This window comes from Nostoc sp., assembly GCF_036917135.1.
In the GTDB taxonomy this organism is placed as follows: domain Bacteria; phylum Cyanobacteriota; class Cyanobacteriia; order Cyanobacteriales; family Nostocaceae; genus Nostoc.
On sequence record NZ_JBALEA010000025.1, the window covers coordinates 148,342 to 165,995 of the forward strand.

General features: G+C 45.6%; 10 protein-coding genes. 3 read left to right on the forward strand and 7 right to left on the reverse strand.

From position 1 onward, the window contains the following. Positions 1-178 precede the first annotated feature (178 nt). A complete protein-coding gene (locus tag V7K50_RS07440) occupies positions 179-1,513 on the reverse strand; it encodes a hypothetical protein (RefSeq protein ID WP_334958634.1) in 1,335 nt (444 codons plus the stop codon). A gap of 127 nt (positions 1,514-1,640) precedes the next feature. Between V7K50_RS07440 and V7K50_RS07445 the strand changes: the two genes are divergently transcribed. Beyond that, a complete protein-coding gene (locus tag V7K50_RS07445) occupies positions 1,641-2,213 on the forward strand; it encodes a Uma2 family endonuclease (RefSeq protein WP_334958636.1) in 573 nt (190 codons plus the stop codon). A gap of 139 nt (positions 2,214-2,352) precedes the next feature. Here the strand turns inward: V7K50_RS07445 and V7K50_RS07450 are convergent, their stop codons facing one another. From V7K50_RS07450 to rpsT, 5 genes are all read right to left on the reverse strand, one after another. Next, on the reverse strand, positions 2,353-6,405 hold the full coding sequence (locus tag V7K50_RS07450; RefSeq protein WP_334958638.1) for a DNA-directed RNA polymerase subunit beta'': 4,053 nt from the start codon (positions 6,403-6,405) through the stop codon (positions 2,353-2,355). 137 nt (positions 6,406-6,542) lie between these two features. After that, complete coding sequence (locus tag V7K50_RS07455; RefSeq protein ID WP_334958640.1) at positions 6,543-8,420, reverse strand: DNA-directed RNA polymerase subunit gamma; 1,878 nt, start codon at positions 8,418-8,420, stop codon at positions 6,543-6,545. 100 nt (positions 8,421-8,520) lie between these two features. After that, positions 8,521-11,820 carry a DNA-directed RNA polymerase subunit beta gene (rpoB, locus tag V7K50_RS07460; RefSeq protein ID WP_334958651.1) on the reverse strand — a complete coding sequence of 1,100 codons (3,300 nt, stop codon included), beginning with the start codon at positions 11,818-11,820 and terminating at the stop codon, positions 8,521-8,523. A gap of 828 nt (positions 11,821-12,648) precedes the next feature. Continuing rightward, positions 12,649-13,434 carry a TatD family hydrolase gene (locus tag V7K50_RS07465; RefSeq protein WP_334958653.1) on the reverse strand — a complete coding sequence of 262 codons (786 nt, stop codon included), beginning with the start codon at positions 13,432-13,434 and terminating at the stop codon, positions 12,649-12,651. 71 nt (positions 13,435-13,505) lie between these two features. Further along, positions 13,506-13,799: a 30S ribosomal protein S20 gene (rpsT, locus tag V7K50_RS07470; RefSeq protein WP_334958655.1), complete on the reverse strand. Its 294-nt coding sequence runs from the start codon at positions 13,797-13,799 to the stop codon at positions 13,506-13,508. Positions 13,800-14,081: 282 nt separating this feature from the next. Between rpsT and hisD the strand changes: the two genes are divergently transcribed. Next, on the forward strand, positions 14,082-15,383 hold the full coding sequence (gene hisD, locus V7K50_RS07475; RefSeq protein ID WP_334958657.1) for a histidinol dehydrogenase: 1,302 nt from the start codon (positions 14,082-14,084) through the stop codon (positions 15,381-15,383). A gap of 248 nt (positions 15,384-15,631) precedes the next feature. Beyond that, the gene (locus tag V7K50_RS07480; protein ID WP_334958659.1) at positions 15,632-16,057 is read left to right on the forward strand and encodes a universal stress protein; all 426 of its coding nucleotides are present in this window, start codon (positions 15,632-15,634) and stop codon (positions 16,055-16,057) included. 658 nt (positions 16,058-16,715) lie between these two features. Here the strand turns inward: V7K50_RS07480 and V7K50_RS07485 are convergent. Further along, a partial coding sequence (locus tag V7K50_RS07485) for a dihydroxy-acid dehydratase domain-containing protein (RefSeq protein ID WP_334958661.1) occupies positions 16,716-17,654 on the reverse strand: 939 nt, incomplete at its 5' end.

The window sequence follows — 17,654 nt, forward strand, 5'->3', positions numbered from 1 at the left end:
CTACAACGCTCTTAACCCGCGCAACGCAGTGGCTCCCCAACCGACAATTTTTTTGCAGCATTTTAGCCTTGCCACGCCACTACGTATCTGTTCAAAAATCAAATATTAATCCTATATGTGGCTTTAAATTCCACAATTTTTGGGATGTTTCGAGATGTGTTTATTGATAATAGATTTGCTAACCTCGTTGAAAACCCTTTGCTGGCTTTTGTTGCCCCTTACTCTTTGGCTTAGATTTGTTAACTTCTCCTAAAGCTTCCTGAAATAAGTTATGCAAATGTATGGGTACACTAGCAATGTCTGGTAACTCTGGCTCAATAGGTTTGTGGAATTCTTGCAAAAGTGGATTCAAGTCACTTTCGAGCCTAAACTCTGGGCGTTGTAAAAATATTTGCAACACCTTTTCTAATTGAGTTGGATACTGTTGCGCTAATCGGTGCCAGATAAAAGTATTAATACTTTTATCTTCAAGGTAGTAGCGAATTAGTTTTTCAGACCCTTGAACACTTTGCCAGTCCTCTGCTGATAAGATTGCTTGTACCTTACTATATGTTGGTAAAAAGATTTGTCCCCAACGGGGATGAGAAAGTGCTGTTACCTGTTCTGCTTTCTTGAGTTCAGCAGGCAAATCAACCTTTGGCATCACCATTTTGCTATTGCCGCTTTTGCTGTTAAACATCTGAGAGACTACGTTGGAATCAGCGCCAAATTCTGCTGCTACTGCTTTGATTTCCTCGTCTCCAATGCCAGCTGCTTCTGCCACTTCCGCCAGAGATTTAGAAGTATCAATTCCTGCGGCTGCAAAGGTTTTTTCAGTAATTACTTCTTGAAACTCGGCTATTTTTTTATTAAGGTGGTATCCAGATAGTGTGATTTCATCAGTGCCAAAAAAGTCCACAAACTGCTGATGATATTGTCCTACTGACTGCCAAGCTTCTTCTAGCAAGTCTGGAGCATCACTATAAAGATTACTTTTATAGTTTTCTTTGAAATTGCCAATTGCTACAGCAAGTTTTGGTTTACCCAATTTACCCATTATTGTGTAAGGGCCAGACAACATCCAGTAGCTATCGGTAACAGGAGAAATGCGAGTTAGCAAGATTTCCCCGACTTTCAACCGAGATATTGCCTGTAATGTTTGAGTATTGTTCGGCTTGACGATGTAGCGTTTATCTGTCAACCAGTTAGTCAATTCAAAGCCATCAGGTAGAATATTAGTTATGGCAAATAAGCCAATAAAACTATGATGCCAGCTGTTGATCAGGCTGCGATCGCTTTCTTCTAAATCTGGATTGCTTTCGATAAACAACTCTAATGGAGACTTATCACCGACTTTCCCGGCTGTCAGAAAGCTATCGATGATTAAGTCCTGCTGTGTACTATCCCCACTTCCACGGCGCAACTGTGCGGCTGCATAGGTTTCCAATGCTTGTGCCAGTTCGCCTTCAGCATCAAGGACAAAATCAACTAAGGCTTGTTTTAATTGCTGCGATCGTTCTAATATGACATCCACAAGTTAATCTCTCGGTGTAACAGATGTAGATTATAGCGTTTGAGAGAATTACAGCATCTAGCAGTAGCTAGATTTATGCGAATTTAGCCGTAAAGCTTCTCTTAAAATAGACACAAGGTGATTACAGATGGTCGCAATTCCAAATTCTAGCTATATTTCCCCAGAAGAGTATCTCAAAGGAGAAGAAACCAGTCCTATCAAGCATGAATATAGACAGGGACAGGTTTATGCAATGGCAGGGGCAAGTAATGCTCATGTCATTATTTCTCTTAATATTGCTTCAATGTTGAGAAATCATTTGCGCGGGAGTGGGTGTCAGGCTTATATCTCAGACACTAAAGCACATATTGAGTCGATTAATATCTATTACTACCCCGATGTTATAGTAAGTTGTGACCAACGAGATAGAGCTTTTAACAACTTTCTGCGTTACCCTTGCTTAATTGTAGAAGTGCTATCTCCAACAACAGAAGCCTTTGACCGAGGTGATAAATTTGCTGACTACCGAAAGATGGAGTCACTTCAGGAATATGTACTTGTGAGTCCAACTCGGTTAAATGTTGAGTGTTTTCGCCGTAACTCAGAGAGACAATGGGTACTTTATCCTTATGGGCAAGAAGATATCATTCATCTGGCAAGTGTAGATTTTCGGTGTGCTGTTGCAGATTTCTATGAAGATGTTACTTTTGAATCGCCGTAATTGACAGACTACTAGCCAGAAACCAGAATCTTGAGGATTTAAAAATGTGTTTTTAGAGAGCAAAATAAAAAGGCAAAAGAAATTCTTCTTCTGCCTTTTAACTTTTTAGCCTTTAATAGAGACGCAAAATTTCAAGTCTCTATTCCTCATCGAAATCATCTTCGTCGTCGTCTTCCTCTTCTTCCTCGTAATCGTCGTCTTCTGCGACTTCATCGGCGATTAACTCATCTTCCTCATCTATAACTGACCTTTCTGCACGTCTGCTGCCAAAACCAGATTCTCCAAGAGTAGGAGAATCTAAATTATAGGTGCGAGCTGTGCGATCATCTAAAACCATATCCAGAGGATCATCAACTTCATCTAAGACACTACTACTAATCTCAGCAGCATAATCTTCGATCGCACCGGGTTCATCATAGGTATTGTACCCAGTACCAGCCGGAATTAATCGCCCGATGATCACGTTTTCCTTTAATCCGCGCAGCCAGTCAGATTTGCCTTCAATGGCTGCTTCGGTAAGTACCCGTGTTGTCTCTTGGAAGGATGCGGCAGAGATAAAGCTGTCGGTGTTCAACGATGCTTTGGTGATCCCCAACAATACTGGGGTATACTGTGCCCTAGCACCGCCTGTAATTGCCATCGCTTCGTTCACCTGCTCAACTTGGCGCAGTTCCACCAATTCGCCGGGAAGCATTGTGGTGTCACCACCATCATCAATCCTGACTTTGTTGGTCATCTGGCGAACAATTACTTCAATGTGCTTATCAGAAATATCAATCCCTTGAGACTGATACACCATTTGCACTTCATTCACCAAGAATGTCTGTACCTTCTGCAAGGCAATGCTAGCACAAGCATAAATTCCGTCTTCGGAACCGAGGCTGAAGAAGATTTCCAAAATTTCGTGAGGATTGGATGGGCCATCGGTTAACGGTTGTCCCGCTAATACCATTGATCCATCTGGTACAATCAAATTTTGTCCAGGTCCTAGAGGATAATCTGTCACCACGCCATTTGATTCTACGACCTTGATAGCGATCGCTTCATCACCACCATCAGCGTAAACTACCTTAATTTCACCCGCCCGCCGACATAAAATGCACGCTTCTTTCGGCTTACGAGCTTCAAGTAGTTCTTCAATCCGGGGCAAACCTTGAATGATGTCTCCAGTTTTGGCGCGTTCAAATACCAGCAACACCAAGTTGTCACCCCGTTGTACCAAATCGCCGTCTTCTATCTGCAATACAGCACCAGGGCTGACTCGGTAGGGGCGACCGATGCGGGTAGTAACAACATAGTTTTTACTACTCAGAGCTGATTCCCCAGCAGATGCAGCAGCAGCACTTTTGATATCTACTACTTGCCCTGATTCTGGGGCAAAAACCCCAGCAGCAACTTCTGTACCTTCTACTAGCAAGTCACCCACTTTCACCTTGGGCTGAGTACTAGTATTGGTGATCAGCCTGTCAACGTCGCGTAACACTAAGCAGCGACGCACGTTTTCAGTTCCTTTTCGGACACCCCGTACTTCTCCCCCATCTTTACACAAGATTTGGGTACGTGCGACCACAGAACCTGGGGCGATGGTTAGCCCATCGTGTACCTCAAGTGTGGTCTGGGTGCTACCTTGGGTGGCATCGGCAGTAATGTCTCGACGAATTACCAAAGACTCTAAAATCACCAGTTGCAAACGCTGAACTTCTGGATCTTCGGTATCCGGTACCAATTCAATATCTGCTGCCAGGGGCGAAGCATTATGGTCTTGTTCCCCTTCTTGATCAATTTCCAGCACTAGCTGGGTTCGCAGCAGTTCTACACCTTCAACAGATTTGACGCGTTCGGAATCTTTGTAAGGTAGTCGCTGCACAGCCCGCAGCTGAATTGATCGCCCGGTTTCTTGACTTACCGATGTCGTTGATGGCACATCTGGATTATCCGGTACGGCAAACTCGACTACTGGACGACTTAACAGGGCGGGTCCTTCTGGTGTCTCCACATACTGGATATAACGCAATTCCGTGGCGACGTTGCCTTGGAATTCCTCACCTGGTTGGATGAAAGTGTTATCTCGCCCGATAACTGACTCTGGATCGTCTACCATCAGCAGTTCCCCTGGCTTCACCACCACTTCCCGGAGGATGTCGTTTTTCTGTGTCACTTCTACCACACCACTGTTTTGGCAGAAGATATCCTTGACTACTTCCGTACCAGCTTCGACAAACTGACCGTCTTCCACCAACAGCAAGGAGATATCTTTATTAACTTCGTGGCTTTCTTCGGGAATCCACAACAGGGTACCGCCCTGGACAACTTCATAACCCAGCTTGGCTTTGCCTTTTTTCTGGACTTCGACACCCGCGAATTTCAGGAATCCACCAGTGGTTGTGCGATAGCGGTCATCAATTAACTCAGCTACTACTTGACCATTTTGCACTTTTGTGCCTGGTGTAGCCCGGAGGTTAAATACCTGGTTGTTGCCAGTGGAGACTAAGTAGTTATTACGACCTTGAGAACTTTGGACTGTCACCGTTGCTTGGTCTAAGACCACAGAAGCCGTGATAATCTCAATTTCTCTGGTACTCTTACCTGGGGTAGCTTCGGGCAAGCGCACCACACCGCCATGTAAACTGGCTAACTTGGTTTCTGCTAACACTCCATTAGCGGCGATCGCATCACCATTTTTGACAATCAATTCTGCGCCTGGTGGCAAGTTGTAAACTTCCCCAGACAAAATCCAAATCAACCCCCCCCGTGCGGCTGTGGTTGTGGTGTTACCCTGACGGTCAGTTTTTTGTTCTGGAACTACTTCAGCAAATTGCACTTCCCCTGCCAAGTCAGAGGCGACATCTTTAACTGCTTTTTCTGTATTAGTCCGAGTTGTCCGTCCACCGAGAGCAACCTCTGCCAACAACTGACCTTGTTTTACCTTATTTCCATCAAAGACATATAGTGTTGAACCTTGAGTCAGATGAACCTCTTGGTTCTCTGGGGTAACATCACCTACTTTTGTTGGTTCCAAAAGCATGATGCCATTCGCCTCAACATAGAGGGCATCTTCCCCGTGGCGAGTCCGATATGTTCTGGTCTTCAGTTTGCGGGGAAGCTTGACAGTCCCACCGATTTTAGAACGAACTTGTTGCGCCACTTCTCCAGTAAACACACCACCTGTGTGGAATGTCCGCATGGTTAACTGAGTACCAGGTTCACCGATACTTTGGGCGGCAATAATCCCCACAGCTTCGCCTAAGTCTACCATCTTGGCGTGGGCCAAACTCCAGCCGTAGCAGTGTTGACAGACAGAACGTGCGGCTTCACAAGTTAGTGGCGATCGCACCACAACTTCTCCCACCCCAGATTTTTCAATCTTTTTCGCCAAGTCCTCAGAAATTGGAGAATTGCGGGCTGCAATCACTTCTTTTGTCACCGGATGCAGCACATCTTCGCCAATTACCCGTCCCATCAAGCGGGTTGCTAGAGGAATTAAGGTTTTGGCACCTTCTGTCATTGGTCGAATGGCAAGACCTTTGGTGGTACCGCAGTCAAATTCCCGAATAATTACATCCTGGGATACGTCCACCAACCGCCGCGTGAGATAACCAGAGTCAGCCGTCCGCAAAGCAGTATCCACCAATCCTTTTCTGGCACCGTAAGACGAAATAATATATTCCGTTACAGTTAGTCCTTCTCGGAAATTGGTTTTGATCGGCAAATCGATAATTTCCCCTTGAGGATCTGCCATCAGTCCCCGCATCCCCACCAATTGCCGGACTTGAGAGATGTTACCCCGTGCCCCGGAAAATGCCATCATATATACGGAGTTCAGGGGATTAGTCTTCTTGAAGTGGACGACTACTTCATCTTTCAGGGCTTCACTGGTACCATTCCAGGTATCGATTACCTTTTGGAAGCGTTCTACTTCAGTGATTTCTCCCCGTTGGTAACGGATTTCAGTAGCCCGAATTTCTTCTTCGGCTGCTTCTAAGAGCAATCGCTTAGTTGGTGGGATCATCAAGTCATCTACACTGATGGAAACCCCTGCTTTGGTAGCGTAGCGAAATCCCAAATCTTTCAATTTGTCCGCCATCACTGCGGTTCGCGCCGTACCAAAATTAGTAAAAGCCCAAGAAATTAAATTTCTCAGTTGACCTTTGTCAACCACGCGATTGCGAAAAATCATTTTTTCGTTAGTCATTAATCATTAGTCCTAAGTCATCAATAATTAATAATTCGTAATACTCGCCATTCGCGTAGGGTCTCGTAGAGAAGGCGAGAAGCAAGCTACGTAATTCGTAATTTTTCAATTACGAATTACGAATTAGAAATTGCGAATTAACTTGCTAGTGCTTCCTGAATGGCATTGTTGTAAATAACGCGGCCAGGAGTTGTGTATATATACTGGGAAAGTACATTGCCCTTAGCGTCTTGTCTAACTCGGCGGAACTTATAGAGTAATGTCCGCGTACCATCGTGGTTTTCCGTCACTTCCAGGGGTTCTATATCCGCTTGGTCTGATTCTATTTCACCATCAAACCGGACATAAATATAGGCGTGCAAGTCAACTTGGTCTTGCTGGAAAGCCATAATTACGTCATCCAGCGAATAAAAGTACTTTCCTGCGCCTTTTGTGGCACCGGGATTTTCTGCTGTTAAGTAATAAGCCCCCAACACCATATCTTGGCTGGGTGTGATGATGGGTTTACCTGTAGCTGGTGACAAAATATTGTTAGAAGCCAACATCAGCAACCGCGCTTCCGCCTGACTTTCTAACGATAGAGGGACGTGTACCGCCATTTGGTCGCCGTCAAAGTCGGCGTTAAACGCTGGACACACCAGAGGATGCAGTTGAATCGCTCTACCTTCTACTAAAATTGGTTCAAAAGACTGAATACCCAAACGGTGCAACGTTGGTGCCCGATTTAGCATTACAGGGTGTCCTTCAATCACCTCTTCCAGCACATCCCAAACACTGGGGTCATTACGCGATATCAGCTTTTTCGCAGCTTTGATATTATTTACCATGCCGCTACGGATCAGGCGGTTAATCACAAATGGTTGAAATAGCTCAATTGCCATTTCTCTAGGCAAACCGCACTGGTGAATTTTCAGCTTTGGCCCGACCACAATTACCGAACGTCCAGAGTAGTCAACCCGTTTACCTAACAAGTTTTGTCGGAAACGTCCTTGCTTACCCTCAATAATGTCAGACAAAGATTTCAGTGGTCGGTTATTTGCCCCTACCACAGTGCGTCCCCGACGACCATTGTCAATCAAAGCATCCACTGCTTCTTGCAGCATCCGCTTCTCGTTCCGCACAATAATCTCTGGTGCCAATATCTCTTGCAACCTTGCCAAACGATTATTGCGGTTAATTACCCGCCGATACAAATCATTTAAATCGCTGGTGGCAAAGCGTCCGCCATCTAGTTGCACCATTGGGCGCAAGTCAGGAGGAATTACGGGAATGACTGCCATTACCATCCACTCTGGTTTGGAACCAGTGGCGATAAAGTTGTCAATTACCCGCAATCGCTTAATTAGCTTGGCTCTCTTTTGTCCCTTAGCATTGCCAATTTCTTCGCGTAGGCTTTCCGCTTCTTGTTCCAAATTGATATCGGCAAGTAAACGCAACAGCGCTTCAGCACCAATACCTACCTCTACGCCTTGCAGCACAGAATCTTCGCTATAAATTTGGTCTTCTATTTCCAACCACTGGTCTTCACTCAGTAGCTGTTTGTAAGTTAAAGTTTCGGCATTACCTGCACTCAGGACAACATAAGAGTTGAAATAGACAATCTGCTCGACATCCCGTAAAGGCATATCTAACAGGATGGAAATATAGCTAGGAATGCCTTTGAGATACCAAACGTGAGCTACTGGTGCGGCGAGTTTAATATAGCCCATGCGGTGACGACGCACCCGTGACTCGGTGACTTCCACGCCACAGCGCTCACAAACAATACCTCTATGACGAACTCTTTTATACTTACCACAATGGCATTCCCAATCTTTCGCGGGGCCAAAGATGCGCTCACAAAATAAGCCATCCATCTCTGGCTTGAGAGTTCGGTAGTTAATCGTCTCTGGCTTGGTAACTTCACCGACTACTTGACCATTGGGCAATGTTCTCTCGCCCCACTGCCGAATGCGTTCTGGGGAAGCCAAGCCGATTTTTACGTAGTCAAACTGATTAGTTTGGGCAGGTCTCATATTTAGTCATTGGTCATTGGTCATTGGTCAATTAGTCATTGGTCATTGGTCAATTAGTCATTTGTCATGATTCATCGGACAAATGACTAATGACTAATCACTAATCATCATCTTCCAGCGATTCGCGCGAAAGAGATTCATAAGTTGGTCTAGGAGGTGTGCGACGGGCTGATTGGTCTGCCATCAAATCGACTTCCACATCTAGGGAACTGCCGTCTGCTTGGGTTTCTACCTTGTGTACGGCAATGTCTAACCCCAATGATTGCAACTCGCGCATTAGCACCTTAAAGGATTCTGGAGTTCCAGGTCGAGGAATTGCCTTACCTTTAACGATCGCATTTAACGCTTCATTCCGTCCTTGCATATCGTCAGATTTAACTGTGAGCAATTCCTGTAAGGTGTAAGCAGCACCAAAGGCTTCCAATGCCCACACTTCCATTTCTCCAAACCTCTGACCACCTTGTTGGGCTTTACCACCCAAGGGTTGCTGAGTTACCAGTGAGTAAGGTCCAGTTGAACGGGCGTGGATCTTATCATCCACCAAATGCACCAGTTTCAGCATATAAGCCACACCAATAGTAATTGCTCGGTCAAAGGGTTCACCTGTACGACCGTCATACACCATGATTTTGCCGGGATTATCTGGGTTATACACCCAGTCTTTCCCTGTTTCGTCCCGGGCTTCTTGCAATTTGCCATGTACAATTCGGCGGGATGTCTCTTCACCGTACATTTCGTCAAAGGGAGTAATCTTAAATCGTACTCCCAAGGTTTGACCAGCCCAACCTAAGAGGCACTCAAATACTTGTCCAACGTTCATCCGACTGGGTACGCCCAAGGGGTTAAGTACAATGTCCACTGGTGAACCATCGGGCAAATAAGGCATATCTTCCGCCGGTAAGATCCGAGAAATAATTCCTTTATTACCGTGACGTCCTGCCATTTTGTCGCCAACTTGGATTTTGCGTTTTTGGGCAACATACACCCGGACTACCATATTGGCTCCTGGTGGTAGTTCATCGCCTTGTTCACGAGTAAACAAGCGCACATCAACTACACGCCCTTTTTCACCGTTGGGAACTCGCAAGGAATTGTCCCGCACATCCCGCGCTTTTTCACCGAAAATAGCCCGCAACAGTTTTTCTTCTGGCGGTTGGTCAGATTCACCTTTGGGTGTGACTTTTCCTACCAAGATATCACCAGCTTCTACCCATGCCCCAATGCGAATGATTCCTTGTTCATCCAACTGACGCAAGGCATCTTCCCCGACGTTGGGAATTTCTCTAGTGATTTCTTCTGGCCCCAATTTTGTTTGTCTCGCTTCAATTTCATATTTTTCAATGTGAATTGAGGTGTAGACATCATCCTGCACCAGTCTTTCAGAGATTAAAATCGCGTCTTCGTAGTTGTAGCCTTCCCAAGGCATATAGGCAACGACGATATTTTGTCCTAGCGCCAGTTCACCGCCTTCGGTAGAGGAGCCATCAGCTAGCACCTGACCAGCAACAACCCGCTCACCAATGCGGACGAGAGGTTTCTGATTTAAACAGGTGTCTTGGTTGGAACGTTGGTATTTGGAAAGGGTGTATCTAATTTCTGGGGTATTAGGTTTAGGACGGACACGAATTTCTGTAGCATCGACATAAGTGACATCGCCATCGGTACGCGATACAATCACCATCCCGGAGTCTCTGGCTCCTTGGGCTTCCAAACCAGTACCCACCAGAGGACGCTCTGGCTTGAGTAACGGTACTGCTTGCCGTTGCATGTTTGATCCCATCAGCGCTCGGTTAGCATCATCATGTTCCAAGAAGGGAATCATGCTGGTTGCTACCGACACAATCTGTACTGGAGATACTGCTACGTAGTCTACCTGTTCTGGTGTTGTGGTAGAGAATTCCTGGCGATAGCGGACTGGCACTAAGGGCCCAATAATATGCCCAGTTTCATCTACAGGAATATCCCCAGGAGCAACGCGCAGGTCGTCTTCTTCGTCGGCTGTCATGTAGGCTGGAGGCACGTCAAATCTGACTCGCCCATTTTCTACAGGTCTAAACGGTGTTTCTAGGAATCCATACAGGTTCACCCGCGCATGGGTTGCTAAGGAGCCAATTAATCCGGCGTTGGGGCCTTCTGGTGTCTCAATGGGGCAAATGCGTCCATAGTGACTAGGATGTATATCCCGCACGGCAAAGCCGGCGCGTTCGCGGGTTAAACCACCAGGGCCAAGGGCACTTAGACGGCGTTTGTGGGTCAGTTCTGCGAGAGGATTTGTTTGATCCATGAACTGACTCAATTGGCTGGAACCAAAGAATTCTTTAATTGCTGCTACCAATGGTTTGGGGTTGACCAAGGAAGCGGGGGTTAATACTTCGGCATCGGATACAGTCATCCGTTCTCGAATGATTCTCTCTAAGCGGTTTAAGCCGACCCTTACTTGGTTTTGCAGCAATTCACCGACGCTTCTGACCCGGCGGTTGCCCAAGTGGTCAATGTCGTCAATATTACCAATGTCATATTCTAGGTTGATCAGGTAATCTACGGCTGCCAAAATATCGCCAGCAGTCAGTACCCGCATGGTGTCTGGGACAGAAAGGCGTAGTTTCTTGTTGAGCTTGTAGCGTCCGACGCGACCAAGGTCATAACGTTTCGGGTCAAAGAAACGAGAGTCTAGGAGTTGTTGTCCACCTAAGACTGTGGGTGGTTCACCTGGACGCAGTTTCCGATATAACTCCATCAGGGCTTCTTCTTCAGAGAATTGCCCTTCTTTTTCGATGGTTTTTTGGAAATATTCGGGATGGCGTAAGGCGTCAAAGATTTCGTTGTCTGATAAGCCTAAAGCTTTTAGGAGTACCTGGGCTGAGAGTTTGCGGGTTTTGTCGATGCGTACCCACACCAAATCGTTACGGTCTGTTTCAAATTTCAGCCATGCTCCCCGGTTGGGAATTAAGCTAGCTGAATAAGTACGTCGCCCGTTTTTGTCTATTTCTGATTTGTAATAGACTCCTGGCGATCGCACTATTTGGTTGACAATTACCCGTTCGGCCCCGTTAATAATAAACGTGCCGCGATCGGTCATCAAAGGCAAATCACCAATGAATACCTCTTGCTCTTTGATTTCCCCGGTTTCTTTATTAATCAGCCTTGTGGGAACATACATTTGGACGGCATAAGTACTATCCCGCCGTTTGGCTTCTTCGACGTTGTACTTTGGCTCCTTGAGTTTGTAGTTATGACCCAAAAAGTGCAGTTCTAATTTGCCCGTATAATCTGTGATCGGACTAAAGGAGTTAAGTTCTTCTATCAACCCTTCTTCCAAAAACCAGCGAAAGCTTGAGCGCTGGATTTCAATCAAGTCGGGCAACAGAAAGGCCGGTTCCATATATGTTTCTTTAGTCATGCCTCTACCTTTGTCAACCTGGTTAAATAAATTTTCCCTTGGACACTGCTGTTTGACGCTTCCCACTGCTAGCCAGTGTCCTTAGCTGTTTGGGAACTTGTTCTTACACACTTGCTTGCTATTTACAGGTGTGGACAAACGCAGCGATTAAAGCTGGCTGGAATGAGCAATTTTGACAAGGGGGTAATCGCCCCTAATAGTGTCTGGGTAATGGGTACTAGGGACTTGGGGATCACAGGAGCAGCAAATAATTTGCTGAAAGTCTTTCCACTCTGTACCCAATGCTTCATGCTCAATCCCCATTTCAAAAAGAATATACAATTGAGATATTCCTGAGTTTGACTTACTTTCCTCATTTCCCCTCCAAAAAGCGCCTTAATTTGCTGACGCAGATCCACACGGTGTGTCTTAAAATCCACTCCGATGTCTATACTCTCAGTGAGAATTTAGATATCCTCCGTCTGAGGGAATGATCCGTACCTTGCCGGATTGGAATCAGAATCACTTCATTTTGCTGAATTGTACTCACAAGGCAATTTTGTTTAAGATTTTGAATAGGTTCAATACACATCAGGCTAATGTTTGGCAAAAGTCTAGCTCAATTTGGGTTGGCACAGTTAGTGATTATCTGGAGAGCATCCGCTTGTAGAGATTTGGAGGATGGCCAAGCCATAACAGCACGGAAAATTTAGATGAGAAGTTTTAGGTTCCTTCCTTTATCATTATGGCGCAAGCAAAATGTTTTTGAGGGAATAATATTACCATATTTTTGTCCCCCTAAAGTTTTATTTTTTTAGCACAACTTAACAAAAGACACTAGGGCAGACTTTATATTGACAGACCGAATAACTCACAGGCATTTTGGGTGGTTTGATGGGCGATCGCCTCTACTGTTTCCTGACGCAGTTTCGCTACTTGCTCGGCTACATGAAGCACGTAGGCCGGCTCGTTGCGTCTCTCGCCCCGTTTGGGAACTGGAGCCAGAAATGGACAGTCTGTTTCAATCAGTAGGCGATCGCTACTCACCATCGCTGCTGAAGATTGGATTGCTTTGGCGTTTTTGAACGTTACCGTTCCGCTAAAGCTGATATAGAAGCCTAAATCAAGAAACCATTGAGTTTCTTCTGGCGTTCCTCCCCAGCAATGCATAACACCCCGGACTCTTTCTCCTTTGAGTTCCCGCCATTTTTGCAACACTTCTCTGGTTGCCACCGCAGCATCGCGGCAGTGGATAATCACTGGTAAGTTGAGTTCAGATGCGATCGCTAACTGTGACTCGAACACCATATACTGTTGCTCGGAGTTATCAGCTTTGTAAAAATCCAGCCCCATTTCCCCAATTGCTACCACACTTGAGTCAGAACTTGCTAAAGCTTTGATTTTCTCGGCTGTGTCGCTATTCCATTTATCAGCATCTAAAGGGTGTAACCCCACTGCAAAACTGATTTCGGGAAATTCTTGGGCGATGGATTGAATGCTGGAAAATTCCTCCGGGTGAACACAGGAATGTACTAAACGCACTACACCTGCTTCTTGCCACCGCGATCGTACTGCTGCTAAATCCGGCTGAAAACTCTCAAAGTTGAGATGAACGTGCGTGTCTATCAGTTGCATCTTTTGTCCTTTGTTGTTTGTCCTTAGTCCTTTGTCTTATGACCTAATGACTAAGGACAAATGACCAATGACTACTCAGCTGTTTGTAAGGGTTTTAGCTTGTGAGCCAATCTTGACTTTTTCCTTGCCCCATTGTTGGGGTGAAGTACACCCCGTTTAATGGCTTTATCGATTTTGCCGTAAGCCTCGGATAACCGAGCCTGGACTTCTTGGTTTAATTCTGGGGTAGGATTAGCTGTATAGGCAGCTATAGCATTAACGTATTTCTTCATCAGCGTCTTGACTGCTGATTTATAAGCTTTGTTACGCAGTCGGTTACGTTCTGCGATTTCGGCACGCTTGAGAGAAGACTTTGTATTCGCCACAGTCAATTCCAAAAATACTATTAATTATGTACACACACTACTAGACTTACTAATATAGCATCCAAATTGCCAATGTTATAATTTCCTAAAAAATTTCTGGGATTGGCTATGGGGCATTTGAGATGGATGAATGAATAATCAATGCTGGCAGCCTTGAGAGTATCAAAAAAATCCAGGTTAAGCTAGAGAAGAGAATTAGAGTCAGCTTGTAGACCCCAGTGGGTCAAGAGCAATACTAAATCTCAGATGGCAATATTATAATTTTGGCATTCTCCTTACTCCATGCTGCGAATCATTACTCAGCAGGCAGACGTTAGAGCAGAACTACAACGGATCTGCGATCGCACCCATGACGAACAGGTTATTCACAAAGAAGCAACGGTGCGGGAAGTTTTGCAAGCAGTGAAGCGCCAAGGCGACAAAGCTGTATTGCATTACACAGCCGAATTTGACAAACAAACCCTGAAAGCAGAAGAACTCCGAGTTACAGGCTCGGAATTAGATGCAGCCTATCAACAGGTGTCAAAGGAGTTGTTGGGCGCAATTCGGCTAGCTTGCCGCCAAATTGAAGCGTTTCATCGTCAGCGAGTCCCAAAAAGCTGGGTACACTTTGGCGATGATGAAGTAGTGCTGGGCAAACGCTACACCCCCGTAGATCGAGCCGGGTTGTATGTGCCTGGTGGCCGTGCCTCCTATCCCAGTACAGTACTGATGAATGCAATTCCGGCTCATGTTGCTGCTGTACCCCATGTGGTGATGGTGACACCACCGGGACTAGGGGGTGCTATTAACCCAGCAGTGTTGGTAGCTGCTCAAGAAGCAGGGGTGCAAGAAATTTATCGCATTGGGGGCGCACAAGCGATCGCCGCTTTAGCGTATGGTACAGAAACGATTCCGAAAGTGAATGTGATTACTGGCCCGGGGAACATTTATGTCACCCTAGCGAAAAAACTTGTCTACGGCACCGTCGGCATTGATTCTTTGGCAGGCCCTAGCGAAGTGCTGGTGATTGCCGATGAAACCGCAAATCCGGTGCATGTAGCTGCTGACTTGCTAGCCCAAGCCGAACACGATCCAATGGCGGCAGCAATTTTGCTGACGACGGATGCTGCGTTGGCAAAAAACGTGCAATTAGCCTTAGAAAGACAGCTAGTGGATCACCCACGGCGAATAGACACAGAAAAAGCGATCGCTCATTACGGCTTGATTGTCGTTGTGGAATCGCTCGAAGCAGCAGCAGAACTCTCAAATGAATTTGCCCCCGAACATCTGGAATTAGAAATCAAAGACCCGTGGGCATTATTACCACAGATTCGCCACGCTGGGGCAATCTTTTTAGGCTACTCAACACCAGAAGCCGTAGGAGACTATTTGGCAGGCCCTAACCATACCTTGCCAACTTCTGGTGCTGCCCGCTATGCTTCGGCATTAGGGGTTGAAACTTTCCTCAAGCACTCGAGTATTATTCAATACTCCCAAACCGCACTGCAAAATGTAGCTGGTGCTATTGATGTGCTAGCAACAGCAGAGGGTTTACCTTCTCATGCTGATTCAGTCCGACGCCGAATTCAGCGAGAAGAGTGATTTGCAATGCTTATTTTTTTTCTTATGCGTCCACAAGTCGGGCATTGCCGACAGTAGTTTATGGGAGAGGTTTTTCCTCTCCCATAAACTCGTGAAAACCTTCTCCAGAACAGTTGCTACAACGCAAGCAGCCTCAAGACATAAACTACATAAACTAAGTTGGCAAATAAAAAATTGGTTTAGTGTCGCTGCCGACTTATTTTGCTAGATACTTATGTAAGGAGTCTACTTTTTAGGAGACAAGAGCGGTGCTAAACAATATTTTGGTAGCTCTGGACGGTTTGGAAATTTCAGAACGAGTAATTCAGACTTTAGATAATTTGGCCTTGTCAAAAGATGCCAAGGTTATTCTCTGTCATGTATTTCCCACACCAGAGTCAGAGATGGAACTACCCGCCGATCGTCCTCAGTCAGATTCCCCAACATTTTCTTATTTTCATATTGAAAAACAGTTGCAATCCTATCAGGAAAAGTTATTAGTCACAAGTGAGTTAGAGTTGGTAACTGGTGATCCTGCCGAAGAGATTATTCGCCTTGCCAATATTTACAAAATTGAGTTGATCATAATTGGCAGTCGGGGGTTGATGGGGATGAAGCGAATTGTTCAGGGTTCTGTTAGCAGTCAAGTTGTAGAAGAAGCTAATTGTTCAGTGTTAGTCGTAAAATCAAGGTAAAAATTTGCCAGGGGAAGCAATTTTCCAAAGTTAAACTTACACGCCTGATTATTTGGGCTGGGAGTATTGCGATCGCAGTACATGATCGGGAATGCGCTTACGATTAAGAGTAGCGCATTTTTTATACTCAATATACAGAAGGTTAATTTTGAGTATGGGGAAGATGGCGATGTTTGAGGGATGCGAGTAGCAACGGATACTGTTGGCGAAAGTGTTACAACTCAAAGCCGCAACTACAGATTGAAGGTTTGAGCTTAGGTAATACTTAATAAGACAATAATGTATTACATTCGCCAACAGTATCAGCAACGGAACAGAAAACCGGGATAAGAAAATAAAATCAAAAATATTGGCAAAATTCAAATCACACTTCAATTGGTAAGCTAAAAATCTTTTAATTTGCATCCTCCAAAAAATAAATCTCTTGTGGGGTGGGCATCTTGCCCACCCTAGTTGTGCAATCTTATTTGCGCGACAGCTTACAGGTTTCTCCGTGGCGAACGCTTGGGTAAAAAGCGGCTCATCAAATCCAAGCGCGTAACTTTCTGTACGGATGCTTACTTCACCCCGGATACAGAAGAAGGCCGCCCGCCGATGCCTGTTCGTTCTTTGACTCCTCAAAACTTTAAAAGTGAAACTTAAATAACTATTGGCTTAACTAGTTATTGAACAAGTCCAAATCTGTCACAGCACCAACGCTGCTAGAAGATACCAAAAAGGCATATTTCGCCAACACGCCTTTAGTGTAACGTGGAGCGGGGGCTTGCCAGTTCGCACGACGACGCGCTAATTCTGCTTCCGATATATTCAACTGCAATAAACGAGCCGGTGCATCAATAGTAATACTATCGCCTTCTTCGATCAGAGCGATCGCGCCACCAACTGCCGCTTCTGGTGCAACATGACCAACCACCATGCCGTAAGTACCGCCAGAAAAACGCCCGTCGGTAATTAACCCTACAGCATCACCCAAACCAGCCCCGATAATTGCTGAGGTGGGAGCCAACATTTCCCGCATTCCCGGGCCGCCTTTAGGCCCTTCGTAGCGGATAACTAGAATATCACCAGCTTGAATCTTACCCGCCAAAATTGCATCTAAAGAGGCTTCTTCCGATTCAAATACCCGTGCCGGGCCGGTAATTACTGGTTTTTTCACCCCGGTAATTTTGGCGACAGCCCCTTCTGTTGCCAGATTACCTCTGAGGATGGCTAAGTGTCCTTGAGGATACATCGGGTTGTTCCAAGTCCGAATCACATCTTGGTTGACGGATGGTTCTTCGGGGATGTCTGCTAATATCTCTGCAATGGTTTGACCGCTAATGGTGAGGCTATCACCGTGTAATAAGTCATGGACAAGTAACATCTTCATGACTTGGGGAATGCCACCAGCTTTGTGTAAATCTGTAGCGACATATTTACCACTAGGTTTTAAATCACACAAAACGGGAACACGGGCGCGGATAGTTTCAAAGTCATCCAGGGTTAACTCTACATTAGCGGCACGGGCGATCGCTAAAAAATGCAACACTGCATTGGTCGAACCACCCACCGCCATAATCACAGAGATGGCATTCTCTATAGATTTGCGGGTGATAAT

Coding starts and splice junctions, on each gene's coding strand:
- V7K50_RS07445 (WP_334958636.1), top strand. CDS start 1,641: ATGGTCGCAATTCCAAATTCTAGCTATATTTCCCCAGAAGAGTATCTC.
- V7K50_RS07450 (WP_334958638.1), bottom strand. CDS start 6,405: ATGACTAACGAAAAAATGATTTTTCGCAATCGCGTGGTTGACAAAGGT.
- V7K50_RS07455 (WP_334958640.1), bottom strand. CDS start 8,420: ATGAGACCTGCCCAAACTAATCAGTTTGACTACGTAAAAATCGGCTTG.
- rpoB (WP_334958651.1), bottom strand. CDS start 11,820: ATGACTAAAGAAACATATATGGAACCGGCCTTTCTGTTGCCCGACTTG.
- V7K50_RS07465 (WP_334958653.1), bottom strand. CDS start 13,434: ATGCAACTGATAGACACGCACGTTCATCTCAACTTTGAGAGTTTTCAG.
- hisD (WP_334958657.1), top strand. CDS start 14,082: ATGCTGCGAATCATTACTCAGCAGGCAGACGTTAGAGCAGAACTACAA.